The 22,382-nt window shown below is 70.7% G+C and carries 20 protein-coding genes; 3 read left to right on the forward strand and 17 right to left on the reverse strand.

Translation table 11 applies throughout. From position 1 onward, the window contains the following. Positions 1 to 25: 25 nt before the first annotated feature. From F3H57_RS05720 to F3H57_RS05740, 5 genes are read right to left on the reverse strand one after another with little or no spacing between them, the layout of a single operon-like run. Entirely contained in the window at positions 26 to 1,213 is a 1,188-nt protein-coding gene (locus F3H57_RS05720) for a TonB family protein (protein ID WP_149754943.1), read from the reverse strand. Next, entirely contained in the window at positions 1,210 to 1,611 is a 402-nt protein-coding gene (locus F3H57_RS05725; RefSeq protein WP_149754944.1) for an ExbD/TolR family protein, read from the reverse strand. The genes F3H57_RS05720 and F3H57_RS05725 overlap by 4 nt, the downstream gene beginning before the upstream one ends. Further along, positions 1,608 to 1,988 carry an ExbD/TolR family protein gene (locus tag F3H57_RS05730; RefSeq protein ID WP_149754945.1) on the reverse strand — a complete coding sequence of 127 codons (381 nt, stop codon included), beginning with the start codon at positions 1,986 to 1,988 and terminating at the stop codon, positions 1,608 to 1,610. Before F3H57_RS05730 ends, F3H57_RS05725 begins: the two co-directional genes overlap by 4 nt. Next, positions 1,981 to 2,637 carry a MotA/TolQ/ExbB proton channel family protein gene (locus tag F3H57_RS05735; protein WP_149754946.1) on the reverse strand — a complete coding sequence of 219 codons (657 nt, stop codon included), beginning with the start codon at positions 2,635 to 2,637 and terminating at the stop codon, positions 1,981 to 1,983. Before F3H57_RS05735 ends, F3H57_RS05730 begins: the two co-directional genes overlap by 8 nt. Then, positions 2,634 to 3,068: a hypothetical protein gene (locus F3H57_RS05740; protein WP_149754947.1), complete on the reverse strand. Its 435-nt coding sequence runs from the start codon at positions 3,066 to 3,068 to the stop codon at positions 2,634 to 2,636. The genes F3H57_RS05735 and F3H57_RS05740 overlap by 4 nt, the downstream gene beginning before the upstream one ends. 234 nt (positions 3,069 to 3,302) lie before the next feature. Between F3H57_RS05740 and F3H57_RS05745 the strand changes: the two genes are divergently transcribed. Both F3H57_RS05745 and F3H57_RS05750 read left to right on the forward strand, forming a co-directional pair. After that, positions 3,303 to 4,244, forward strand: coding sequence for a helix-turn-helix domain-containing protein (locus tag F3H57_RS05745; protein WP_149754948.1), 942 nt, complete (start codon positions 3,303 to 3,305; stop codon positions 4,242 to 4,244). Positions 4,245 to 4,312: 68 nt separating this feature from the next. Continuing rightward, positions 4,313 to 6,451, forward strand: coding sequence for a TonB-dependent siderophore receptor (locus F3H57_RS05750; RefSeq protein ID WP_149754949.1), 2,139 nt, complete (start codon positions 4,313 to 4,315; stop codon positions 6,449 to 6,451). A 69-nt stretch (positions 6,452 to 6,520) separates the two neighbouring features. Here F3H57_RS05750 and F3H57_RS05755 read toward each other — a convergent pair whose 3' ends face one another. The 5 genes from F3H57_RS05755 to F3H57_RS05775 are packed head-to-tail and all read right to left on the reverse strand — an operon-like array spanning position 6,521 to position 10,884. Beyond that, positions 6,521 to 7,111 carry a hypothetical protein gene (locus F3H57_RS05755; protein ID WP_149754950.1) on the reverse strand — a complete coding sequence of 197 codons (591 nt, stop codon included), beginning with the start codon at positions 7,109 to 7,111 and terminating at the stop codon, positions 6,521 to 6,523. Further along, on the reverse strand, positions 7,108 to 8,061 hold the full coding sequence (locus F3H57_RS05760; protein ID WP_149754951.1) for an ABC transporter substrate-binding protein: 954 nt from the start codon (positions 8,059 to 8,061) through the stop codon (positions 7,108 to 7,110). Before F3H57_RS05760 ends, F3H57_RS05755 begins: the two co-directional genes overlap by 4 nt. Beyond that, positions 8,058 to 9,104: a FecCD family ABC transporter permease gene (locus F3H57_RS05765; RefSeq protein WP_149754952.1), complete on the reverse strand. Its 1,047-nt coding sequence runs from the start codon at positions 9,102 to 9,104 to the stop codon at positions 8,058 to 8,060. The genes F3H57_RS05760 and F3H57_RS05765 overlap by 4 nt, the downstream gene beginning before the upstream one ends. Continuing rightward, complete coding sequence (locus F3H57_RS05770; RefSeq protein ID WP_149754953.1) at positions 9,101 to 10,084, reverse strand: FecCD family ABC transporter permease; 984 nt, start codon at positions 10,082 to 10,084, stop codon at positions 9,101 to 9,103. Before F3H57_RS05770 ends, F3H57_RS05765 begins: the two co-directional genes overlap by 4 nt. After that, positions 10,081 to 10,884 (reverse strand): ABC transporter ATP-binding protein, encoded by an 804-nt coding sequence (locus tag F3H57_RS05775; protein WP_149754954.1) that lies wholly within the window; start codon positions 10,882 to 10,884, stop codon positions 10,081 to 10,083. The genes F3H57_RS05770 and F3H57_RS05775 overlap by 4 nt, the downstream gene beginning before the upstream one ends. 498 nt (positions 10,885 to 11,382) lie before the next feature. Between F3H57_RS05775 and F3H57_RS05780 the strand changes: the two genes are divergently transcribed. Next, a complete protein-coding gene (locus tag F3H57_RS05780; RefSeq protein WP_149754955.1) occupies positions 11,383 to 11,778 on the forward strand; it encodes a (R)-mandelonitrile lyase in 396 nt (131 codons plus the stop codon). A gap of 67 nt (positions 11,779 to 11,845) precedes the next feature. On the opposite strand, the gene F3H57_RS05785 is transcribed toward F3H57_RS05780, so the two are convergent. From F3H57_RS05785 to F3H57_RS05815, 7 genes are all read right to left on the reverse strand, one after another. Next, positions 11,846 to 12,625, reverse strand: coding sequence for an ABC transporter permease (locus tag F3H57_RS05785; protein ID WP_149754956.1), 780 nt, complete (start codon positions 12,623 to 12,625; stop codon positions 11,846 to 11,848). Then, positions 12,622 to 13,476 (reverse strand): ABC transporter permease, encoded by an 855-nt coding sequence (locus F3H57_RS05790; RefSeq protein WP_149754957.1) that lies wholly within the window; start codon positions 13,474 to 13,476, stop codon positions 12,622 to 12,624. The genes F3H57_RS05785 and F3H57_RS05790 overlap by 4 nt, the downstream gene beginning before the upstream one ends. Positions 13,477 to 13,572: 96 nt before the next feature. After that, positions 13,573 to 14,748, reverse strand: coding sequence for an ABC transporter substrate-binding protein (locus F3H57_RS05795; RefSeq protein WP_149754958.1), 1,176 nt, complete (start codon positions 14,746 to 14,748; stop codon positions 13,573 to 13,575). Between the two features lie 29 nt (positions 14,749 to 14,777). Continuing rightward, positions 14,778 to 15,851 carry an ABC transporter ATP-binding protein gene (locus tag F3H57_RS05800; protein ID WP_149754959.1) on the reverse strand — a complete coding sequence of 358 codons (1,074 nt, stop codon included), beginning with the start codon at positions 15,849 to 15,851 and terminating at the stop codon, positions 14,778 to 14,780. Next, a complete protein-coding gene (locus F3H57_RS05805) occupies positions 15,851 to 17,902 on the reverse strand; it encodes a hydantoinase/oxoprolinase family protein (protein ID WP_149754960.1) in 2,052 nt (683 codons plus the stop codon). The genes F3H57_RS05800 and F3H57_RS05805 overlap by 1 nt, the downstream gene beginning before the upstream one ends. Next, positions 17,899 to 19,587: a hydantoinase B/oxoprolinase family protein gene (locus F3H57_RS05810; protein ID WP_149754961.1), complete on the reverse strand. Its 1,689-nt coding sequence runs from the start codon at positions 19,585 to 19,587 to the stop codon at positions 17,899 to 17,901. The genes F3H57_RS05805 and F3H57_RS05810 overlap by 4 nt, the downstream gene beginning before the upstream one ends. Before the next feature lie 138 nt (positions 19,588 to 19,725). Beyond that, the gene (locus F3H57_RS05815) at positions 19,726 to 22,323 is read right to left on the reverse strand and encodes a helix-turn-helix transcriptional regulator (protein WP_149754962.1); all 2,598 of its coding nucleotides are present in this window, start codon (positions 22,321 to 22,323) and stop codon (positions 19,726 to 19,728) included. Positions 22,324 to 22,382: the final 59 nt, after the last annotated feature.

Consider the following 22,382-nt stretch of genomic DNA (forward strand, 5'->3'; position numbering starts at 1 on the left):
GGCGCCGGGCCGCCCCCGTGGTCGATCAACGAAACTCGATCCAGATCGAATAGCTGCGGTTCGCGCCCGGCGGCGGCGGGGGGAACGGTGCGGCGCGGCGGATGATCTGCACCGCCGTCCGATCGAGCGCGCCGGCACCGGAACTCGCCGCGACACCGAGCGCCGCGAGACCACCCGAGCCGGCGATGGTGAAGCTGACCCGCGTGCGGCCGCGCCGGTTCATGCGCGGGCGTCCGACCCGGTTGATCTTTGCCATGACTTTCCCGGGATAGTTACTGGCCGCCGCATTGCCCGATTGCTGCGCGGTGCCCTGCCGCGTGCCCTGCTGGCGCGACTGCGCCTGGCTCTGGCCGGTGGCGGACCCGGACCGGGAATTCTGCGAGGCATTGCCGCGCTGCGTCTGACGTTCCGGCGCCGCCTGCTGCTGTTGCTGGCGCTGCGGCTGCCGCTCTGCCCGCTGCGGTTCGGGCTCTGGCGGCGGCGGCGGACGGTGGCGTTCCTCGAACTCCGCGCTGCGGCGGGACGGGCGCAGGGACCGGGTCGGGGCCGCACTGTCGGGATCGCCCGACTCGACGGTCTCCGGCGCAGCCTCTGCCGCCTCGGCGGGGGCGGGGGCCTCCGGCGTGACGGGCGTGAGCGGCTCCGGTTCCACCGGCTGCGCGGTCTCCGGGGTGTCGGTGTCGGGGGCCTCCGCCTCGGGCACCGGCGCTTCCAGCGGTTCGGGTTCCACCGGGGTGGCTTCCTCCGGCGTCACCGTAATCGTGCCGTCGGCCCGCTGAGGCAGCAGGGCGGCCATGGCCTCGGGCGCGGGCGCGGTGTCCGGCTCGGCCGGGGCCACGTCGTCGGGCGTGCTGCGATCGGTGACCGATCGTTCTGCCTCGGGGGCCTGCTCTGCCTCTGCGGTTTCGGTCGGCTCCGCTTCCGCCGGTTCGGCCGGCTCCGGTTCGCTCTGCGCGGTCTCGTCGGGCGGGGTGTCCTGCTCCACCGGCTCCGGCGGCGCGGGATCGGCCGTCTCTTCCGTTTCCTCGGCCTCCATCGTGCCTTCGACGAGATCGGCGAAGCTGCCGGTGCGGGCCGACTGGCCGCCTTGTGCGCTGTCGATCTCGGCCCGTTCCTCGGCGTAGAGCGCCCAGGCGAGGCCGGCATGCACGGCGCCCGCGGCCACCAGTGCCGTCACCTTGGCCGCCTTCGAAGAGATCACGCTGCGTTTCATTCCAGCCCCCGTTCGGTCACCACGAGCACGCGGGCCGCGCCCGCCGCGCGCAGCTCTCCGGCGATGCGGACGAGGTCGGAGGCGTCCAGATCGCGGTCGGGCACGATGCGCAGGCTCGGCCCGTCGTCGCCCGGCATCGTCTCGGCGTCGGTCATGTCGAGGTAGGCGGCGGCGGAGGCCACGTCGTCACCGCGATAGCTGAGCCGGCCGTCGGGATGGACCACCAGCGCGTCGGGCGGTGCGCGTCCTTCGAGCTCACGCGTCTCCACGAGGTTCAGCTCCCCGTCTAGCGGCGCGGCCAGCGTGCCGGCGACCATGAAGAACACGAGCATCAGGAACACGATGTTGATGAGCGCGATCGTGGGCTCGCGCGCCGCGCGCTTCGGTCTGGCTCTCATGACGCCCCCATCACGGTCGGTGACAGACCCTCGATCCCGCGGAGCGCCACCAGAAGGTCGGTCAGCCGCTGCGCCGTCACGCCGTCGCGCAAGGCGACGAGCAGTACCCGCGGGGTCTCGGCAGTCTCCGCGCCGAGGGTGCCGGGCAGGGCGTCCAGTGCCACGGCCTCGCCGTTCAGGCGCACATCGTCCGCCCCGAGCTGGAGGAACAGCGGCGGGCTGTCGTTGTCCGCGGCCGACCCGCGCGCCGCCGCGGTCAGCTCGACCTCGGAGAACTTGGAGAAGGTTGAGGTCAGCATGAAGAACAGCAGCAGCAGGAAGATGACGTCGATCAGCGACGTCATCGACAGACGCCGCCGGGTCCGTGTCTTACGCATGGGCCGGCGCGAGCCCGTGATCGGAGGCGCGATCCGCAGCACTGCCCCGCGGTGCGAGGATGGTGTGTATGGCGCGGCCCGCGGTGACGCGTTCGGCATCCATGCGCGCCTCGAACCAGCTGAGCGCGAGCGCCGTCGGCATGGCGACGACGAGACCGACTGCGGTGGTCATGAGCGCGACCCAGATGCCGCCGGCAAGGATCGACGGATCGACCTGCGAGCCGGCCTCCTGCAGCGCCTGGAACGCCTCGATCATGCCCAGGACGGTGCCGAAGAGGCCGAGGAGCGGCGCCAGCTGCGCCACCGAGTCGAGAAAGCGCAGCCCGCGTTCGAGCCGGGCAAAGCGGGTCTCGGCCTCGTTCTCGAGGCGCGTCGCGGCCTCGGGCCCGGCGCTCAGTGCCATGTCGACGACGGGGGCAAGGTAACTCTTGGAGCGATCCAGCGCGGCGCGGGCCCCGGCCCGGTCGCCGCGGTCCCAGGCGGCGACGGCATCCGACAGCGCCTTGTGCCGGCCGACGCCGGCGCGGCTGAACTGCCACAGCTTGTAGAGCACGACCGCCAGTGTCAGCACCGACACCGCGATCAGAAGAAGGACGACCGGACCGCCGAGATCGGCGATCCGCTGGATTGCCTCGGTGAGCTGCGTCATCCGATCACCTCGATGCCGGTGCGGCTCTCGAGCCGCAGGTCGGTCGCGCAGGCGGCGGGATCGAGCGCCTCGGCCTCGCAGGTGTCGGCACCGTTGAACAGCACCCGGCCGAGCCCGTCGCAGGGCGTGCCCGAGATCACGAACTGGCGCACGCGCGGGCGGCCGGTGGGCAGCGCGCCGAAGTCGAACAGCGTCAGCCGGTCGACCTGGCCCTCGGCATCGAACAACACAGTCTCGAAGACCGCCTTGGAGATGTCGCTGTCATGGCCGTTGACGACCACGAATGACATCTTGCAGGCAGCGCCGTCGGTTTCCGCCGCGTTTAGCTCGATCGACAGGCGCGGGCCGAGCTCTTCCTGGGCAAGGATGGGCGTGGCGGTCGCGGCGGCGCAGAGCGCCGTGATGAGGGCGCAGGGTTTGAAACTGATCATGTCCGGTCCATCTTCGGTGCTGTTCTCGAAGTCGAGGATGCGTGGCTGTCGGACATTGGCTGGCGCATGCGACTTTGCGCTCAGAGGGAGCATGTTTTCCGCCGGAGGGCAATAGCCGATCAATTTCGTCAGGATGGGCCCGCGCGAGGAGCTCGCTCTCGCATTCGCGGTTGAGTCTGCGGCGTTGCTCTGTGATAGGTAATCCTGACTTAAACATTCGGGAATGTCCGCTCGATGAGTTTCCGCCCCGATGTGACCTCTTTCCTGTCTGGCATCCGGCCGGCCGCGCCGCTTGTCTGCGGGTTCTGGCATGGTGCGGTCGCCGATCTGTGGCGGGTGGAGGTCGGCCGCGACGGGCATGGCGCCTATACCGCCCGCGATCCGCGATTCGTCGTGGTGCTGGACGAGGGCGAGAGTCCGCTGCGGCTGAGCGGACCGGGGTTCGACATCGCGGCGCCGGTGCGCGTGGCCTATGTCCCGGCGGGCCTCGCCGTGCGCTCGCGGTTCTCGCGCGGCGGGCACCTGACCCATCTCGACCTGCATTTCGACGCGGCCAGCCTGCACCACCGGCTCGATGCGGCCGGGCTCGACGCGGCGGCGCTGATGGCGCGGCCCATCGCGCTGCCAGAGGCGCCGGACGTGGCGGCGATCGCGCGGCTGCTGGCGGGGGAACTGGACGGCGGCGCCGGATCGGCGCTCGTGCAGGATTCTCTCGGCACGGCGCTGGCCGGCAAGGTCCTAGCCGGGGCCGGGCGGGCCGTACCGCTTCCCGCCCGCGGCGGGCTGACGCCGCGCCAGCTGGCCAGGGTCGATGCGCTGATGCTGTCCCAGATGCGCCGCCGCCTGCCGGTCTCCGAGATGGCAGCAAGCGTCGGGTTGTCCGAGAGCCGCTTTGCCCATGCCTTTCGCGAAAGCCGCGGCCAGAGCCCGCACCGCGCGTTGCAGACGCTGCGGGTCGCCTCGGCGCAGCGCCTCCTGCGGGATCCCGCGCGCAGCATCGCGGACATCGCCGCGGAGGTCGGCTTTGCCGACCAGGCGCACCTGACGCGCGCCTTCGGCGCCGTCATCGGCCAGACCCCCGGCGCCTGGCGCCGCGCGCAGCACCGGCAGGGTGCACAGCAGGATCGCACAATTCCCGACAGTTTCGATCAAGACAGGGGCGATGCCGCGCGGTAGCTGTCGCGGTCAAAGCCGCCGCGCAGTAGCGCCAGAGCGGCCGATACCCATGTCGAAAAGGGACAGCGATGACACACCGCAGGACAGTCGCACGCGCCGCGCTCGCCACAACCACGATCCTGGCGGGGGGCCTTGCCCTGCCGGCCGCGGCGCAGGACGGGGCGGTCGATCTCGGCCAGATCACGTTCGAGGTCCAGGGCGCAAACCCGGTGGGCGACGCGGTCAACCCCGACACGCTGTCGGGCATGAAGACCGCAACCGAGGTCACAGAGGTGCCGCAATCGGTCAGCGTCGTAGGGCGCGAGGCTTTCGACCGCGAGACGCCGAGCAAGGTCGACCAGGTCCTGCGCGACGTGTCGGGCGTGCAATCGCAGCTCTACGGCTATGACAGCGACACCAACTGGTTCTACATCCGCGGCTTCAATTCGTCGGATACCGGCGCGTTCATGGACGGGCTGTCGCTGTTTTCCTACGGCTTCGGCACCTTCTACGTCGATCCGTTCCTGCTCGACCGGGTCGAGGTGCTGAAGGGGCCGTCGTCAATGCTTTATGGTGCATCCAGCCCCGGCGGCGTGGTCAACTACGTCTCCAAGCTGCCGGACGGCACGACCGGGCGCTCGCTCACCTTCGGCGCGGACAGCGAGGGGCGCGCCTGGCTGCAGGGCGAGGCGGCGGGCCGCGTCGGCGATGACCTGTCCTACCGTTTCGGCGCCAAGCTGCAGCGTCAGGACGGGCACGGCATGTTCGATCCGGGGCGGGAGGGCGTGATCTACGGCGGCGCCACGAAAGCCTTTTCCGACGGCAGCAAGCTGACGCTGCACCTGAGCTACACCGACATGGACGAGGACCATGTCGGCGGCCAGTTCCTGCCCTATTACGGGACCGAGAAGAAAGGTCCCTTCGGCTATTTCGACGAGTACTACAACGGCGGCGACCCCGATTCGGACGAGTACGACCGCGAACAGCTGATCGCCACGGGCATCTATCGCCGCGATATCGCGGGGTGGGAGATGACCGACACGTTCCGGCTCGGCTATGCCGACCTCGAGGAGCTTTACGTCTACCCCAACGGCTTCACCAGCGGACAGGACCCCGAGGCGGGCGCGGGCGTGAACCGCTTCGTCTTCGCCCATGACAGCTATGCCACCATCGCGCAGAACGACCTGCGCTTCACCCGCGAGGTGGCGGCGGGCGGCGCCACGCACGATCTGCTCGTCGGGCTCGACATGCGCCGTTACCGGCTGGACGAGGCGCAGTCCTTCGCCATGGGCACGCCGCTCGACCCGGACGATCCCGATTACGGTGCCGACCAGCCGCAGGTGGGCGCGCCCTATATCGACGGCGTCCGCGTGCAGGACCAGATCGGCCTCTACGCGCAAGACCAGATCCGCTGGGGCGGCGGCTGGATCGCCACCGTGAACGCGCGCTACGACAAGGTGTGGTCGTCCTTCGACAACGACATCGGTGAGGATCTCGACCGCGAGGATGACGCCTTCACTTGGCGGCTGGCCCTGGCGCGTCAGTTCGGCAGCGTGACGCCCTATGCGACCGTTGGCACCTATTTCAATCCGCAGGCGCTCGATGCCGCCTCCAGCGATGCCGAGCCCGAGGAAGGGCGCCAGGTCGAGGTCGGCGTGAAGTGGCAGCCGAACGCATCCTCGCTGGTGACGCTCTCGGCCTTCGACCTCCGGCGCGAGAACGTCTCGCAGGCCTTCGTCAACGGCGGCACGTTCGACAGCCGCACGCTGGGCGAGGTGCGCTCGCGCGGGGTGGAGCTCGAGGCCGACTGGCAGGCCACAGAGGCGCTGCGGCTGAGCGCGGCCTACACAAACCTCGACGTCGAGATCACGGAGTTCGAGGACGACCGCTCCTTCGAGGGCAACACCCCGCAATCGGTGGTCGAACAATTCGGATCGCTGCAGATGGCCTACACGCCGCTGGCGGCGCCCGAGCTCGAGCTGCGGCTCGGCGCCCGCTACCGGGGCGACAGCCATGCCGACAACGCCAACACGCTGGACGTCGACGGCGCGTGGCTGTTCGACGCCGGCGCGACCTGGGACTTCGCGGAGAACTGGACGGCCGACCTCAACGTCACGAACCTGTCGGACGAACGCTACACCGCGAGTTGCCAGACCTCCTTCGGCACGTCGTCCTGCTGGCAGGGCGAGGGCCGCGTCGTCAGCCTCGGCGTCACCCGGTCGTTCTGAAGCACGGCCGGGCAGGAAGTGTGAAGGGGCGCGCCTTCGGGGGCGCCCCGCTGTTTTCAGGATGTCGTTTCAGGCCGCCGCCTTGTTGAGCGGGCAGGTCGGGCAGGCCGTGCCGGAGACCGACAGGTAACGGCAGCAGCCGCCGCGCCGCGCGACGCGATCCTCTGCCAGCGCAAGCTGACGGTTGGCGAAGGGGGCGCCGTAGCGGCAGAGGATCTCTTCGGCGCGGGCCGGGTCGCCCGCCTGCACCCAGCCGTAGGCCAGGCCGTCGCCCGCGATGCGCCAGAGCGCGCGGGGCGCCAGCGGCCCGGCATAGGCCAGCGCGTTGACCGACGGGGCAAAGAGCCGCGCCACCGCGATGCTGGCCGCCGGGGCGCTGGCCGGTGACGTGACCGGCGGTGCGGTCGCGGCGACGTCGAAGGTGATGTAGCCCTCGGGCGCGATGCGTGCGGTCAGGGCGATGTCCCCGCCGTCGACCCCGGCCAGCGAACGCCCTTCGCGATCGTGGCGAGCGAGTACCGGCCCGGCGATATGGGCCAGCACGTTCATCACCCAGGCGGCATGGTCGCGGTTCGACATGCCCGGCAGGACGCGCGCGTTCAGCGCCAGAAGGTCCTCCACGACCGGCGCGACGGTGGCGAGGGTGAAGGCGACGCTCACTCGGTCTCGACCGGGCCGTTGCCGGCCAGCGCCTCTTCCAGCGCCGGCACCAGCGTGTCGAGCGCGTATGGCAGGCTGAGCAGCGAGGCATGCGAAAGCGCGCTGCCCAGAAGCTCGCCTGCGAACACCTCGTGGCCGCCCTTTGTGGCCGACAGGAACCGGCGCGTGACGAGCGCCTCGATCGGCGCATGGTCGCCGTCGGTCGAAATCCACAGGATCACGTCGGCGTCGATGGTCGCAAGGGCCTCCTCGCTCAGTGTCACGGCAAAGGGGTTGCCCGGGCCGGAGGCCGCGTCGATCGCGTCCGGCGTCTCGAACCCCAGGCGCGACAGCAGTTTCGGCCGGATGTCGGCGGAGGTGTAGGCGCCGGGCGTGCCGGACATGGCGTAGGCGACGCTGGCGGTCTTGCCGTCCCAGTCCGGATGGGCTTCGGCGATATCGTCGAGGCGCGTGTCGATCGCCGCGATCCTGTCCTCGGCGGCGTCCTCGCGCCCGACCGCGCGGCCGGCGATGCGCGCCCGGTCGTCCCATGGCAGTTCGTAATCGCCGATACCCTCCGGGACCGCGACGACCGGCGCGATTCGGCTCAGGTGTTCGTAATCCGCCTCGGTGATCCCCGACCAGAGCGCGAGGATCACGTCGGGGTTCGAGGCGGCGACCTTCTCGTAGTCGATCTCTCCGCGCAGCACGGCCGGCTCGGCGGTCAGCTCGGGCGCGGCCCAGGGCCAGAGCGGCCCATCGAAGTCGCCGTACCAGTAGCGTAACGCGACCGGCTGGATACCGAGCGCGAGCAGGTCGTCGGCCCCCGAGAAATCGAGGGTCGCGACCCGCTCGGGTTCGGCCTCGATGACGGCCTCGCCGAACTTGTGCGGGATCGTCAGGGGGAAGTCCTGCGCCCAGGCCGGAATGGCGGCGAGCGTCAGGGTTGCGGCAAGGGCAGGGCGGATCATGCGGCCTCCGTGCGGTGGGATCCGATCATAAGAAGTGCGAAGCAGGGCGCTCCGACGAGCGCGGTGACAAGGCCCGCGGGGATCTGGACCGGGCCGAACGCGGTGCGCCCGGCCAGGTCCGCCGCCGCGGTAAGGCAGGCGCCCACGGACCAGGACAGCGCGAGGTGCAGGCCCGGCCCCGAGCGGGCCAGCCGGCGCGCGGCATGGGGCCCGAGCAGTCCGACGAAGGTGACCGGCCCGACCACCGACACCGAGGCGGCGGCAAGCCCGACCGAGGCGATCAGCAGCGCGGTTCGCGCGTGCGCCACCCGGTGCCCCAGGCTCGCGGCGAGATCGTCCCCCAGCCGCAGCGCCGCCAGCGGCCGCGCCGCCGGGATCGCGACGAGGACCGCCGCGCCGGTGGCCAGCGCGCACAGGCGCACCTCGTCCCACCCGGCGGACCGCACCGACCCGGCGAGCCAGCCGAGCGCCTCGTGCGCCTCCGAGATCTGTCCGTAGGTCAGCAGCGCCGTGGTCATCGCGGTCAGGAACGCGGCAAGCCCGACCCCGGTCAGCAGGAACCGCGTCTGCGCCCCGCCGGCGCGGGCGCCGGTGATCAGCAGGATCGCGGCAGCCACGGCCAGCCCGCCGCCGAACGCGGCCGGTGCGCGCCAGGCATCGGGCGCCGCCGGCAGCAGCACGGTGAGCGAGATGACGGCGAGGCCGGCGCCCTGGCTGACACCCACCAGCGCCGGATCTGCCAGCGGGTTCAGCGTCGAGCCCTGCAGAAGCGCGCCCGACAGCGCAAGGAGCCCGCCGGCCATCAGGGCGGTGAGCACGCGGGGCAGGCGGAACTCCGTCGCGACGAGGTCCGCCCGCTCGGATGCCGCCCCGAAGAGGGCGGAGAGCGCCTCGGTCAGCCCCACGGCGGCGCTGCCGAAGGAGAGGCTGGCGAGCAGCAGCGCGAGGATCGCGGCGCCGAGCGCGGCGAGGGCGGCCGCGCCGCGCGCCGGGATCTCGAGCGCCACGCGCCGGTCGAGGCAGGAGAACCGCAGCACCGTCATGCCCGCACCCGCAGCAGCAGGACGAAGACCGGGGCGCCGACGAGCGCCGTCAGGATCCCCGTGGAGACCTCGGCGGGGGCGATCACTGTGCGGCCCGCCGTGTCGGCCGCCAGAAGGTACACCGCGCCGAGCGCGATGCTCGCCGGCACGAGCCGCGCGTAGCCGGTGCCGAAGATCAGCCGCGCCGCATGTGGCACGGTCAGGCCGACGAAGGCCAGCGGCCCGGCAAGGGCGACTGCACTCGCCGTCAGCACCACGACGGCGATCAGCGTGAGCGCCCGGATGCGCCCGACCGCCACCCCCAGCGCATGCGCCGCCTCGTCGCCGAGCGACAGCACCGTCAGCTTCGGCGCGAGCACGAGCGCCGCGGCGAGGCCGGCCAGCGCCCAGGGGGCCACCAGCGTCACCACCGGCAGGCGCAGCCCGGCCAGCGAGCCCGAGAGCCAGACGCGCAGATCCTCGAAACTGCGCTCGTCAATCAGGTTCAGAAGCGTGGTCAGCGCGGCGAGGAAGGCCGTGACCGCCGCGCCGGCGAGGACGGGCGTCAGCATCCCCGTGCCGCCGCCGGCAGCGGCGGTCACGCCCCAGACCATCAGCGCGCCGGCCAGCGCGCCGACCGCTGCCAGGACCGGCAGGAGCGGCGGCGCGGTCAGGCCGAAGACGCTCTGTCCCGCCACGACCGCCAGCGCCGCGCCGGCCAAGAGGCCGAAGAGTCCCGGCTCGGCCAGCGGATTGCGCGTCGCGCCCTGCATCAGGGCGCCCGCCGCCGACAACGCGGCACCGGCCAGCATGGCGCCCAGCGCCCGCGGCAGCCGGATCTCGGCGATCACGGCGGCGTCGTAGCTGTCGCCGCCGCCCAGGAGCGCCGTGACGACGGCGCCGGGCGGCACCGAGTGCGCGCCCGTGCCGAGATGCCAGACGAGCGCGGACAGCAGCAGAAGGCCGAGCGCCGCAGGCGGGATCAGCGCGCGCACGCTCATGCCGCGGTCCGCGGCAGGCAGACCGGGCGGCCGGTCTCGGGGTCCGCGATCACCCGCGCATCGAGGCCGAAGACCCGCGCGAGCACCGGCGCCGTCATCACCTCCTCGGGCGTGCCCGCCGCGTCGATGCGACCCTCCCGCATCATCACGATGCGGTCGGCGAATGCCGCGGCGAGGTTCAGCTCGTGCAGCACCACGAGGATCGTGCGGCCTTCGCGCGCGAGGCGGGCCAGGAGCCCCATGATCTCCAGCTGCACCGAGAGGTCGAGATAGGTGGTCGGCTCGTCCAGAAGCAGGATCGGCGTTTCCTGCGCCAGCGTCATCGCGATCCAGCAGCGCTGGCGCTGCCCGCCCGAGAGCGACTCCAGCGGCCGGCCGGCGAATTGCGCGACATCGGTCGCCTCCATGGCGCGGGCGATGATCGCGTCGTCCTCGGGCGACCAGTGCCGGACCAGCCCGCGATGCGGGTGCCGGCCCTGCGCCACGAGATCGCGCACGCGCATGCCCTCGGGCAGGATCGGCGATTGCGGCAGAAGCGCCATGCGCTGCGCGGCCGCACGGGGCGACAGATCGTCGAGCGACGCGCCGCCGATCTCCACCCGCCCGGCATCCGGGCGCAGGATGCGCGCGATGGTCTTCAGGAGGGTGGACTTGCCACAGCCGTTGCGCCCCACGAGAGCCGTCATCGCGCCGGGCGCGACGTCCAGATCGACCTCGCGCAGGGCCCGGACCTCGCCGCGGCGGACGCTCAGCCCGCGAACGGCGATCCGGCCCGGGGTGACTTGGGCGGCTTCGGCCATGACAGCTTAATCCCGATCAGTTCAGTCAGGAAGTCTGTCCCAGACTATGCCGCGCACTGCAAGCCCTGGCCGTCCCGGGCCGGCGGTGTGGCGAAGGGGCGCCCGCACCATGGGGCGCTCGGCCCCGTTCTTCCGCCGGCCTGAGGAGGGCAGGAAGCGGCCCCACGCGCGGGCACTCCTGCGTGAAGCCGATCTCGCCCGCGATATGCCGCAGATGGGCGCGCACCTCCGCGAGATCGGCTGCTTCGGCGCTGCGCCGGGCGATGGCGGTGCAGCGCATGGTGTCCGGTCCGTAGCCACGAGGACGGAGCCAAGGAGGTTGCCCGCGCGTTGGTCGCAGACATCGGCCTCGAACCGCGCGAGGCTGGGGCTTCGGCACTGGCGCCACTCCGGCCATTTTGCCATGGTCGCCGCCGTCCTCACCAACGGGCAGCCGGGCAGGTTGGCGCTGACCTACCGTTTCGACAAGCTGCGCCGAGCGCAGGAAAGGAGACCGACATGAAGATCACACGCGCCGGACAGAACCCGTCGGGCCCCGGACCCGAGGCCTATTTCACCGGATCGGTCCGTATCGACCCGCTGTTTCAGGCCGAGGCGCCGGGCCGCACCGCGGGCGCGCATGTCACGTTCGAGCCCTGTGCCCGCACCGCCTGGCACACCCATCCCGCCGGCCAGACCCTGATCGTGACCTTCGGCCGCGGCCGTGTCGCCCGCGAGGGCGGCGAGATCGAGGAGATCAGCGAGGGCGACATCGTCTGGTTCCCCGCCGGCGAGAAGCATTGGCACGGCGCCGCGCCCGACACCGCGATGAGCCACATCGCAATCCAGGAAAGCATCGACGGCTCCCCCGTGACGTGGATGGAGAAGGTGTCGGACGAGGAATACGGAACCTGAGCCTGCGTCGAGGGCGAGGTCCCGCGCCAATTGGCCTCCCCGGTCGACCGGGCCTGCGTCGCCGTGGTCATGTCCGCTTGCGGGCCGACAGGAAGATGGCGCCGACACAGAGGAGGCTGACGAAGAAGATCGCGCCCGAGATCGCGTAGATGGTGGGGTCCGCGCCGGAATTCATCCGGCCGAACAATTCGATCGGCAAGGTGTTCTGGCGCCCAACGAGGTAGAATGCGCGGCCGAATTCGTTCAGCGACAGCAGGAAGGCGAAGATCAGCGCGCTGAGCAGCCCGGGCGTCAGCACCGGCAGCGTGATGTCGCGCGTGCGCTGCCACCAGTTCGCGCCGAGATCCGCCGCCGCCATCAGCCACGATGGGCGCAGTCCTGTCATCGACGTCAGGATCACGATGAAGGCGAAGGGCATCGCCCAGAGCAGGTGCGCCGCCGCCACCGTCAGCGCCGACGGCGTGATGCCGGCCCGCGTGAAGATCACCGACAGGGCGAGCCCCTGGATCACGCCCGGCACGAAGAGCGGCAGCAGCATGGCGAGAAACCAGATCGTGCGCCCGCGTCTCAGCTCCAGGTAGGCGAGTGCGGCCAGAAGTGCGAGCGCGACCGCCGCCAGCGCGGTGATCGTCGCGACCAGGAGCGATTCCCGCAGCGCGCGCGTCAGGCCGCCTTCGCCGGCCAGCGCCACGTACCACTTGAGGCTCAGATCGCCGAGGGATGGCAGGCCCGGCTGCAGCGCGGGGTTCAGCGAGATCGCGATCAGGTAGACCGGCGGCGCGTAGATCAGTGCGACCGCCAGCGCGACGAGAATCCAGACGGTCGCGGCGTTTGAGCGTGCGGTCATTTCGACATCCCCTCGAACAGGCGGGCCAGGCCGAAGATGCGGTTGCCGGCCAGCAGCACCCCGAATACGCAGATCAGCACGACCGAGGAGATCGCGAAGGCCAGCGGGAAATTCGCCACCCGCATCACGTCGTTGATCATGATCGACACGATGGGTGCGCCCGCGCCGCCGAGCATCTGCACCTCGGTCTGCGAACCGATGACCATGACGAAGACGAACAGGAACCCCGCGAAACTGCCCGACAGGGTCAGCGGGATAACGATGCTGCCGACGATGCGCCAGAAGCCGGCGCCGAGGTCCTGCGCGGCCTTCAGAAGCGACGGCTCCACCCGCTGCATGGCGAGGATCAGGGGAAAGGCGGCGAATGGCAGGTAGGAGGCGATGAAGCCCACCATGATCGCGAAATCCGAGAACAGCAGCCAGTCGAGCGGCTCCGCGATCAGCCCGAGCGATTGCAGCGCCTCGTTCACCGGCCCGGTGCGCCCCAGCACCAACCGCCAGGAAAACGCCCGGATCAGGTAGGAGGTGAAGAACGGGATGGTGATCAGGGCCATGAGCACGAGCGCCAGCCGCCGCCCGGCAAGAAAGCGGATCGCGTAGGCCAGCGGAAAGGCCAGCACCACGCAGAACGACGCCGCCAGCACCGCCTTGAAGAGCGTGCCCAGAAGCACCGTCCAGCGCCCGGCCTCGCCGATCGCGGCATAACCGGCGAGCGAGAGTTCGGGGCGGATCCAGTAGGTCGAAGGGTCCCAGGTCCAGAAGCTCCACACAACCACGACGCAGAGCGGCGCGGCCCCGAGGACAAGGACCGCGATGACGGGCAGGGACATCAGGCTGAGGATGGTCTTCATGGTGCGGTCCTGGAGGTTCTTGGCGGGGGCGCACGGCGGCTCATCGGCGCATTTGCGTGCGGAGCCGGCCTTCGGTGCCGGCCCCGCACTGTCGGCTTACGCGTTGCGCAGGCGCTGCCACCATTCCTCGTAGAGCTGGAAGTTGTCGGGGCGCACGTTCTGCCAGTAGACCTTGCCGCTGAACTTGTTCTGCACGTGGTCGACGATGCCCATGATCTCCTCGGCGTCGAAGGCATCGGGATTGGCGTCGAGATAAGCGGCAGTCGTGTCGGACGGCACCACGTAGCCGCGCGTTGCGGCGAGGGTGGCGCCGTAGAAGCCCGACATCAGCCAGTCCGCGAAGGCGTGGGCCTGGTCCTCCAGCCCGCGGTCGGCGGCACCGCGCAGGAGCACTGTGTTGTTGCCCCAGCCTTCGTAGCCCTCGACCGGCTCGGCATAGGCGACGTCGAGCCCGCGCTTGCGGCCTTCGTAGACGATGGGCTCCCAGCCTGTCATCGCGTCCACTTCCTCGTCCGCGACAAGCTGCACGCCCTGTTCCCAGCCGCTCCAGAAGGTGCGGAACTGGCCGTCCGTCTTGTGCTTGATGAGGAATTCCATGACGAGGCCCAGCTCGTCCTCGGTCAGGTTGCCCGGCTCCTCGATAGGGGCGTTTTCGGATTCCTTGAGGTACATCGCGGTGAAGATGGCAGAGTTGATCCAGGCATCCTCCATCGCCACGCGGCCCTTCATCGCCGGGTCGAAGATCACGCCGTAGCTGTCCACGACGCCCAGCTTGTCGCGGCGGTAGATGATCGAGTCGGCGTTCACGACCGTCGGCAGGCCGATCTGGTCGTCGCCTTCGCGCAGGTAGGGGATGTCCTTGGCCCATTGCCACAGGCTGCCGAAATTCGACAGCTTGGAGGTGTCCCAGGGCACGATGTTGCCCTGCCGGAACAGTTCCTTCTCCGCGCCGCCCTGGAAGCCACCGATGTCGTAGAGCGCGTTGGCGTTGCCGGCGGCCAGCCGCGCGACAACCGGGCCCATGTCGTTGCCGTTGTCGGTGAAGGACAGTTCCAGCCCGGTTTCCTCGGTGAGCCGCGACCAGGCGTCGCCGATATCGAGCGTGCCGGTCCCCCAGAACGCGACCTCGCCCGACTGGGCAAAGGCCGCGCGGGGCAGGGCGAGCCCGCCGGTCAGCGCCGCGGCCGACCCGGCCCCGGCCAACTGCAGAAGCCGCCGCCGCCCCATGTTGGACGCGAAGGGGGAGGGGGATGCGATGCGATGTCGTGTCATTCTCGGCTCCGTTCTGCTCTTGGGATGTTTCAGGGGGCGGGCTGTGCGCCCGCCGTTGCGGTGTCGTCTGGGGGAATCAGAAGGGCGGCATCGGGTGCGAGCGCGATCCGTACGATCTGGCCGACGGCGTGGTCGTGCCGGGCCTCGGGCGGGGCCGACAGCGTCAGTGTCTGCCCGTCGGAAAAGGAAAGCCTCAGATCGCAGGACAGGCCGCGGAAGCGCACGGTCTCGACCTTCAGCTCCAGCGTGCCGGAGGCATCGAGCCTCAGCCGGTCAGGGCGCAGCGCGACGACCGGGCGGGCGGCTCCGGGGCGGGCCTCGCCGACCGGGATCGGCTGGCCCGCCACGATGGCGCGGCCGTCCTCGACCCTCTCGGGCACCAGCAGCGGTTCGAGGCCCAGGAACTGCGCCACGAACCCGTTCGCGGGGGCGGAAAAGAAGCCCTCCGCCGTGTCGGTTTGCACGATCCGTCCCTGGTGCATGATCGCCATGCGGTCCGACAGTGTCAGCGCCTCGTCCTGGTTGTGGGTGACGAGCACGAAGGTCGCTCCGGTGCGCTTGTGCAGCCGGCCGAACTCGTCTCGCAACTGCTGGCGCAGGCGTTCGTCCAGACCGGTCAGCGGCTCGTCCAGCAAGAGGATGCCCGGCTCCATGATGAGCGCGCGCGCCAGTGCCACGCGCTGCCGCTGGCCGCCCGACATCAGCGACACGTCGCGATCCTCGAAACCGCCCAGGGCCACCAGCTCCAGCGCGTCGGCGACGCGCCGGCGCCGCTCCGTCGCGGCGGTGCCACGCAGCTTGAGACCGTAGCCGACATTTTCGCCGACACTCATGTGCGGAAACAGCGCGAGGTCCTGGAAGACGGTGTTCACCGGCCGCCGGCTGGCCGGCACACGCGCCATGTCGGTCCCGTCGAAGGTCAGCCGCCCGGTATCCGGCGCCTCGAACCCGCCGATCAGCTTCAGAAGCGTGCTCTTGCCGCAGCCCGAGGATCCCAGCAGCGTGAAGAACTCGCCCGCCCGGATGTCCAGCGACACCTGGCCCAGGGCCTGAACGTCGCCATAGCGTTTCGAGACGCCGTCGATGCCGATCGCGATCGCCATCAGCCGGCCTCGCGGATGACAAGGCTGCCGGCGCGTTCGACCTCGGCCGTCTGGCCGGGCAGTACGAGGGTCGTCGTGGTGTCTTCCTCGACGATCATCGGGCCGGGCAGGGCCGTGTTCAGCGGCAGGCGCGCGCGGGCATGGACGGGGCACGGCACCCAGCCGTCGGCATCGCCGAGCCAGACGTCGCGCTGCCCGGTGCGGCTGTCGTCCAGTCCGCGCCCGGCCGGGTCCATGTCGGCCATGGTGATGGTCGTGCCGGCCAGCCGCGCCTCGAGGTGCAGGCCGGTAATTTCCACTCCGGTCTCTGGCAGGCGGAAGGTGTATGCGCGTTCATGTGCGGTGTGGAAGGCGTCGGTGAAGGTGGCGATGTCCTCGCCCGGCGTCCACGGCGCCATCACTCCGTGCTCCTGCCCGGCATAGCGTGCCTCGACCGCGAAGGTGCAGCTCACCGGCGCCTCGGTGCCGCGTCCGAAATGGGTCAGCGCCTCCGTGCGCATCTCCTCGGCCGAGTCCGACAGCCGGGAAAGGGCGTCGGTCGACAGGTCCGCGAACCAGGTTTTGCGGAAGTCCACCCGCGGCTCCGCCGCGAGCATTCCCCAGGCCGAGAAGATGCCGGGATGCGGCGGGATCACGATGGCCCGCACGCCGAGATCGCGGCCCAGCCGCGTGGCCAGCGCCGGACCGGCGCCGCCGCTGACCACGAAGGCCGCGTCGCGCGGGTCGTGGCCGCGCTGCACGGTGACCAGCTTCAGCGCGTTGATCATGTTGGCATGGGCGATCTCGATGATCGCGAGAGCGGCCTGTTCCACGCCGACGCCGAGCGGTCCGGCGAGCCTGCCGATGGCAGCGCGGGCCAGTTCCACATCCAGAGGGAAGCTGCCGCCGGCGAAGGCTGCCGGGTCGAAGAGGCCGATGGTCAGCAGCGCGTCGGTCACGGTCGGTTCGGTGCCGCCGCGCCCGTAGGAGGCCGGGCCGGGATCGGACCCGGCGCTGCGCGGTCCCACGCGCAGCCCGCCGCGCGCGTCGAGCGAGGCGATCGACCCGCCGCCGGCGCCGATCTCCACGATGTCGACGACCGGCAATTGCAGCGGATAGCCCGGCCAGGTGCGCGTGTGCTCCAGCCTGTAGGTGGTGTTCAGGACCGCGCGCCCCTCGGTGATCAGCGAGCACTTGGCCGTGGTGCCGCCCACGTCGAGATAAAGGACGTTCTCTTCCCCGAGGTGATCGCCGATGCGCACGGCGCCGGCGACGCCGCCCGAGGGACCCGATTCCACCAGCGTCAGCGGGCTGTCCATCGCCTGGTCGAAGGTGGAGATGCCGCCGTTCGACTGCATCGCGTAATAGGGGCAGGCGATCTGGCGGTCCTGAAGCGCGGCTTCGAGCCGGCCGAAATACCGCCGCAGGATCGGTTGCACGTAGGCGTTCAGCGCCACCGTGCTGGAGCGCTCGAATTCCCGCCACTGGCGCGAGATCTCATGGCTGGCGCAGACGGTCACGTCGGGCATCGCCGCCGCGAGCGCGTCGGCCACCTGCCGTTCGTGCGCCGGGTTGATGTAGGAATGCAAAAAGACGACGCCGATCGCCTCCACCCCGGCGGCGCGGCAGGCCTCCACCACGGGCGCGATTCCATCCATGTCCGGCGCGCGCAGTACGGTGCCGGCGGCGTCCATCCGCTCGTCAATCTCGAAGCGCAGCTCGCGCGGGACGAAGACCTCCGGGCTGCGGGTGCGCAGGTTGTAGAGATCGGGCCGGTTGCCGCGCCCGATCTCCAGCACGTCGCGGAAGCCGCGCGTGGTAACGAGCGCGGTCTTCACGCCGGTGCGTTCGGTGATGGCGTTGATGACGGTGGTGCCGCCATGCGCCAGGAAGGTCACTTCGTCCGGGCGCAGCCCGTCGCGCGTCTGCGCGGTCTCGATGGTGTCCATCACGCCCCGGGACTGGTCGTCGGTGGTTGTCAGGCCCTTGGCGGTATAGACCTCGCCGGTGCGCTCGTCGTAGCCGACGAGGTCGGTGAAGGTGCCGCCCACATCCGTAGCCAGCCGGATCATGCCGCGTCCTCCCCTGCATGGCCATAGATCTCGCGCGCCTCCGCCTCGGTCAGGAGACCGGCGCGCACATCTTGTGCGACATCCTCGGGGGCGCGGTCTTCGGGCGGGCCCCAGCCGCCGCCGCCGCCGGTGACGATGCGCACCGTGTCGCCCGGATGCGTGGCAAGGTGGCCGATGCGGCTGTGATGCTCCGGCTTGCCGCCGGCGGGAACGTGGATAAGCGCGTTGACGCTGCCGGGCGCCCCGCCGTCCAGCCCCCAGGGCCGGGTCTGCGACCGGCCGAAGCTGCCATGGACCACCGTGCCCGGCGCCAGAACCTCGTAGTCGCGCACCAGCCCGTAGCCGCCCCGATGCCGCCCGGCCCCGGCGCCGCCCTCGGTGTTGAAGCCGTAGCGGGTGACCCGCAGCGGAAACTTCGCCTCGATCACCTCCACCGAGTAGTTGTAGGTGTCGCCGTTGGTCAGCGCCATCAGTGCGCTGGCCCCGTCGCCTTCGTCGGTGGCGCCCCAGCCGCCGTGCTGCGGCTCGACATGGATGAAGGGACGTCCCGCCTGGTCGGTGCCGGAGATGTAGGTGGCGCAGAGGCTCGAATACGGCCCGGCCGAGAACCGGCCCGGTTTCAGCCCGGCGAGCGCCTTCCACACCAGTTCGGAGGCGTGGACGGAGCCTTCGTAGTACCAGCCGGTCGGCGCCGGTTTCATCGCGGTGAAGAGCGTGCCGTCAGGAGCCGTCACCGTCAGCGGCCGGAACCAGCCGTCGTTCGACGGGGCGTGCGGGGCCACCAGCGCCTTGACGATGGTCTTGACCGCGGAGTTGAGCGCGCCCCGCGCGCAGTTGATCGGCCCGGCGCAGGCCGGCGGGCAGCCGGTGAAGTCGGCCTCGATGGCGTCGCCGGCGATGGTGACGGCGACGCAGACCTCGAATTGGTCCGGGCTGACGCCGTCTCCGTCGATCACGTCCTGTGCGCGGTATGTGCCGTCGGGCAGCGCCGCGATCACCGCGCGCGCCTCCGCTTCGGAGGTGTCGAGCAGGTGGGTGAAGCAATCCCTCAGGCTGTCGTGGCCGTACTTGTCAACGATCTCGGACAGGCGCCGCTCCGCGATCCGTACCGTGGCGAGTTGCGCGTTGAGATCGCCCATGGCGATGTCCGGCAGGCGTACGTTCTCGCGTATGATCGACACCAGCTCGGCCGAGAGCGTGTCGTTCCGCACGATCTTCACGCCCGGCAGACGCAGCCCCTCCTCGAAGACCGAGGTGGCGTCGGGTGCGACGCTGCCGGGCACGGAGCCGCCGACGTCGAGGTAATGCGCGACGTTGATGGCCCACGCGGCGAGGCGTCCGCCGAGGAAGACCGGGCGCACGATGGCGAGGTCGCAGGCATGGGTGCCGCCGGCGAAGGGATCGTTGGTCAGCAGCACGTCGCCGGGCGCGACGTCCTCGCCGAACCGCGCGATCAGCGCCTGCACCTGCGTACCGAACGTGCCGGTGAACAGCGTGATGCCGTTCATCTGCGCCACCAGTTCGCCCTCCGGGGTGAGGATGCCGCATGCGAAGTCGAGCACCTCGTAGATCACCGGACTCATGCTGGTGCGCCCCATGACCACGCCCATCTCGTCCACCGTTGCCAGGAGTTTGCCCTCGATGATCTCGCGTGTGACCGCGTCGCTGCCTGCCGGGAGCACCATTCCCCACCTCTTGTTCCGTGTCCTGGCGCGGCCGCTCCGCGCATCCTATACGGGGGATGCTATGCTCGCGGCGCGCAACGCGCATAGCCGCGCGGACGGGTGGGGCGTGCGGGTGGGCTACCCGCCCGATCGGGTGGGTCAGTCGATCAGTCCGCGTCCACGGGCCGCCGTGACGGCCGCGGTGCGCGTGGTCACCTCGAGCTTGCCGAACAGGTTACGCAGGTGGAACTTTACCGTGTTCTCGGACATCTCGAGGTCGAGGCCGATCTGCTTGTTGGTGCGCCCCTCGCTCAGCAGCGCGACGATCTCGCGTTCTCGCGGGGTCAGCGCGTCGGCCGCAACCGCGTGCCCCGTGGGCGGGGCGATCTCCGCGATCCGCGTCCGGGCGCTCTCGGGAACGCCGTCCTGCGCGGCGAGGGTCCGGAACGTGTCCAGCACCTCGGGCCCCTCTTCCAGCACCGAACCGCGATACTCCGCCAGCGGTGCGCGGTACGCCAGTTCGAGCAGCCGTTCGGCCGCGGCGCCCGGCTCACCGCGCGCGACGGCGATCCGGATGGCGAGCACCTGCAATTCGACGAAACGCGTTGTGCTCAGCCGTTCGGCCTGCATTGCCGTCAGCGTGGACAACGTGTCCGCGGCTCGTTCGGGGGCGCCGCGGGCCAGCCAGATCCGCACCCAGAGGAGCGCGGGCACCGCCCCGCGCAATTGCGTCGACAGCAGGTTGTCGGCCCGGCTGTGTGCCCGGTCGGCGCCGAGGCCGGACAGCGAGGCCAGACGCTGCGCCTCCGCCAGTTCGCCCTCCGAGATCATCAGACGGACCCGCTCGCTGTCGCACAGGGCGCGCAGCCGGTGCAGGCCGCGCCGCCGCGCCGCACCGCGCGCTTCGTCGATGGCCGCGTGACCGTCCGCGAAGCGCCCTTCGATCAGTGCCATGCGAAGCTGCGTCGTCAGCCCGGCGGCGAGGATATCGAACCAGACGTCGTGGTCGGCGACATGCGCCAGAGCGGGGCCCAGCCGGTCGGTCACGCCGGCGATCTCTCCGCGCTGGACGTCGAGTTCGGATTGCAGGACCTGCCCGATCGCCTCGAGGTCCGACCCCGCCCCGAGATGCGTTCGCGCGTCCGCGATCAGCCGGGCATAGGAGCCCTGCGCGCTTCGCGGGTCGCCCGACAGGTACTGCGCCTGACCGATATGGATATGCAGATGCAGCGCGCCGAATTCCGCGCCGCAATCCTTCAGGCATCGCACGGATTGCTCGCCGTAGGCGACGGATTGCTGCAACCGGCCCTGGTTGAGGTAGTTGAACGACAGAAGGTTCAGCAGCAGGCCCCGGTGCACCATGCCAAGCTCGCGATCGGTGGCGAGGTCATGCTCCAGCCCCGTCAGCTCCTCCGGGCCCAGATGGCTGTCGTCGTAAAGCGACAGGAGCGCGTGCACGAGCCGGCCCTGCCGCTCCACCCCGGCATCGCCGGCCTCGGTGCGTGTCACCAGCCCCAGGTAGTGCCGCGCCGCCTGGAGCTGGCCGAGTTTCGCGAACAGCACCGCAAGGCCGAGCGTCGTCAGCGGGAACCGGTCGAGCGGGATCCCCGCGACATGCTCGGACAATTGCCGGAAGACGGACATGCCGCCCCGCGCGGTCAGATAGATCAGCCGCCAGCCGCCCTCGGCCTCCGTCATGCGGGCGGCGAGGGCGGCGTCGCCGGCCAGCAGCGCATGGCGCACCGCGGTCTTGATCTCACCGCGATCGCGGAACCACGCGGCGGCGCGGGTCAGCGCGCCCGCCGGTTCGCGCCCTCGGCGCTGGGCCTCCTCCTTCAGAAGTCCGCTCAGCAGCGGGTGGTAGCGGATCCATTGCCCGCCGCTGTCGGTCACGGAAATCGGCAAGCCGTGATCGGCCAGCGTCCGGAAGGTCTCTCGCGCGGCCGGATCTTCGGTCACCGCAGCGGCCAGGTCGGCCGAAACCGCCGGCAGCGCGGCCGTCGCGTAGAGAAAGTCGCAGACATTGGCGGGCAGGGCGGAGATCACCTGTTCGATCAGGTAGCGCCCCATGTCGCCGTCAGAGGTGGCGAAGCCGTGCCAGATGTCCTGCGCGGCCTGCGCCTCGTCCGACAGCACGCGCGCCATGTGCACGGCCATCGGCCAGCCCTCGGTCCGCTGCGCCAGCGCCGCGATCCAATCGGTGTCGCGGGTGCTCGACCCGAACAGGGCCTGTGTCTCTTCGACCGAGAACAGCAGCCGCTCCACGCCGATCTGGCGCACTTCCCGGTCGAGACGCAGCCGCGCGAGCGGGAAGTTCGGCCGCCCGCGCGAAATCAGCACGACGCGCAGCCGTGCGAAGGCGGCTTCGGAGCACAGCTTGAACACTGCGGCTTCGGCCGGGTCGGACTGCGCGAGGTGGTAGTCGTCCAGGAACAGCGTCAGGTCGTCTGCGAGGCCGCCCGCGACCCCGCGCAGCACCTGCAAGAGCGCCGGCAGCGACAGTGTGTCGAGATCGCCGGGCCGGCGTTCGGCGGCCATCGCCTGATCGAGCGCCGCGATCACGTGCTGTAGCAGGTGAGGCGCGTCCCGGTGCTCGGTGTCCAGCGAGAGCCATGCGGCGGTGCGGCACTGCTCGCGCAGTCCCCGAAACCACTGGCCCGCGAACGACGTCTTGCCGAAGCCGGCCGGCGCGGTGACGACGGTCAGGCGCGGCGCCCGCGCCGCCAGCATCTCCGAGACGAGCCGCGCGCGCGGCACCTCCTGCCATCCGGGGCCGGGTGGGCGAAAACTGGGCTCGCTGCCGGTGATTGCCGATT

The sequence above is a fragment of the Roseivivax sediminis genome (assembly GCF_900112685.1).
Taxonomy (GTDB): Bacteria; Pseudomonadota; Alphaproteobacteria; order Rhodobacterales; family Rhodobacteraceae; genus Roseivivax; species Roseivivax sediminis.

Coding starts and splice junctions, on each gene's coding strand:
- F3H57_RS05720 (WP_149754943.1), bottom strand. CDS start 1,213: ATGAAACGCAGCGTGATCTCTTCGAAGGCGGCCAAGGTGACGGCACTG.
- F3H57_RS05725 (WP_149754944.1), bottom strand. CDS start 1,611: ATGAGAGCCAGACCGAAGCGCGCGGCGCGCGAGCCCACGATCGCGCTC.
- F3H57_RS05730 (WP_149754945.1), bottom strand. CDS start 1,988: ATGCGTAAGACACGGACCCGGCGGCGTCTGTCGATGACGTCGCTGATC.
- F3H57_RS05735 (WP_149754946.1), bottom strand. CDS start 2,637: ATGACGCAGCTCACCGAGGCAATCCAGCGGATCGCCGATCTCGGCGGT.
- F3H57_RS05740 (WP_149754947.1), bottom strand. CDS start 3,068: ATGATCAGTTTCAAACCCTGCGCCCTCATCACGGCGCTCTGCGCCGCC.
- F3H57_RS05745 (WP_149754948.1), top strand. CDS start 3,303: ATGAGTTTCCGCCCCGATGTGACCTCTTTCCTGTCTGGCATCCGGCCG.
- F3H57_RS05750 (WP_149754949.1), top strand. CDS start 4,313: ATGACACACCGCAGGACAGTCGCACGCGCCGCGCTCGCCACAACCACG.
- F3H57_RS05760 (WP_149754951.1), bottom strand. CDS start 8,061: ATGATCCGCCCTGCCCTTGCCGCAACCCTGACGCTCGCCGCCATTCCG.
- F3H57_RS05765 (WP_149754952.1), bottom strand. CDS start 9,104: ATGACGGTGCTGCGGTTCTCCTGCCTCGACCGGCGCGTGGCGCTCGAG.
- F3H57_RS05770 (WP_149754953.1), bottom strand. CDS start 10,084: ATGAGCGTGCGCGCGCTGATCCCGCCTGCGGCGCTCGGCCTTCTGCTG.
- F3H57_RS05775 (WP_149754954.1), bottom strand. CDS start 10,884: ATGGCCGAAGCCGCCCAAGTCACCCCGGGCCGGATCGCCGTTCGCGGG.
- F3H57_RS05780 (WP_149754955.1), top strand. CDS start 11,383: ATGAAGATCACACGCGCCGGACAGAACCCGTCGGGCCCCGGACCCGAG.
- F3H57_RS05785 (WP_149754956.1), bottom strand. CDS start 12,625: ATGACCGCACGCTCAAACGCCGCGACCGTCTGGATTCTCGTCGCGCTG.
- F3H57_RS05790 (WP_149754957.1), bottom strand. CDS start 13,476: ATGAAGACCATCCTCAGCCTGATGTCCCTGCCCGTCATCGCGGTCCTT.
- F3H57_RS05795 (WP_149754958.1), bottom strand. CDS start 14,748: ATGACACGACATCGCATCGCATCCCCCTCCCCCTTCGCGTCCAACATG.
- F3H57_RS05800 (WP_149754959.1), bottom strand. CDS start 15,851: ATGGCGATCGCGATCGGCATCGACGGCGTCTCGAAACGCTATGGCGAC.
- F3H57_RS05805 (WP_149754960.1), bottom strand. CDS start 17,902: ATGATCCGGCTGGCTACGGATGTGGGCGGCACCTTCACCGACCTCGTC.
- F3H57_RS05810 (WP_149754961.1), bottom strand. CDS start 19,587: ATGGTGCTCCCGGCAGGCAGCGACGCGGTCACACGCGAGATCATCGAG.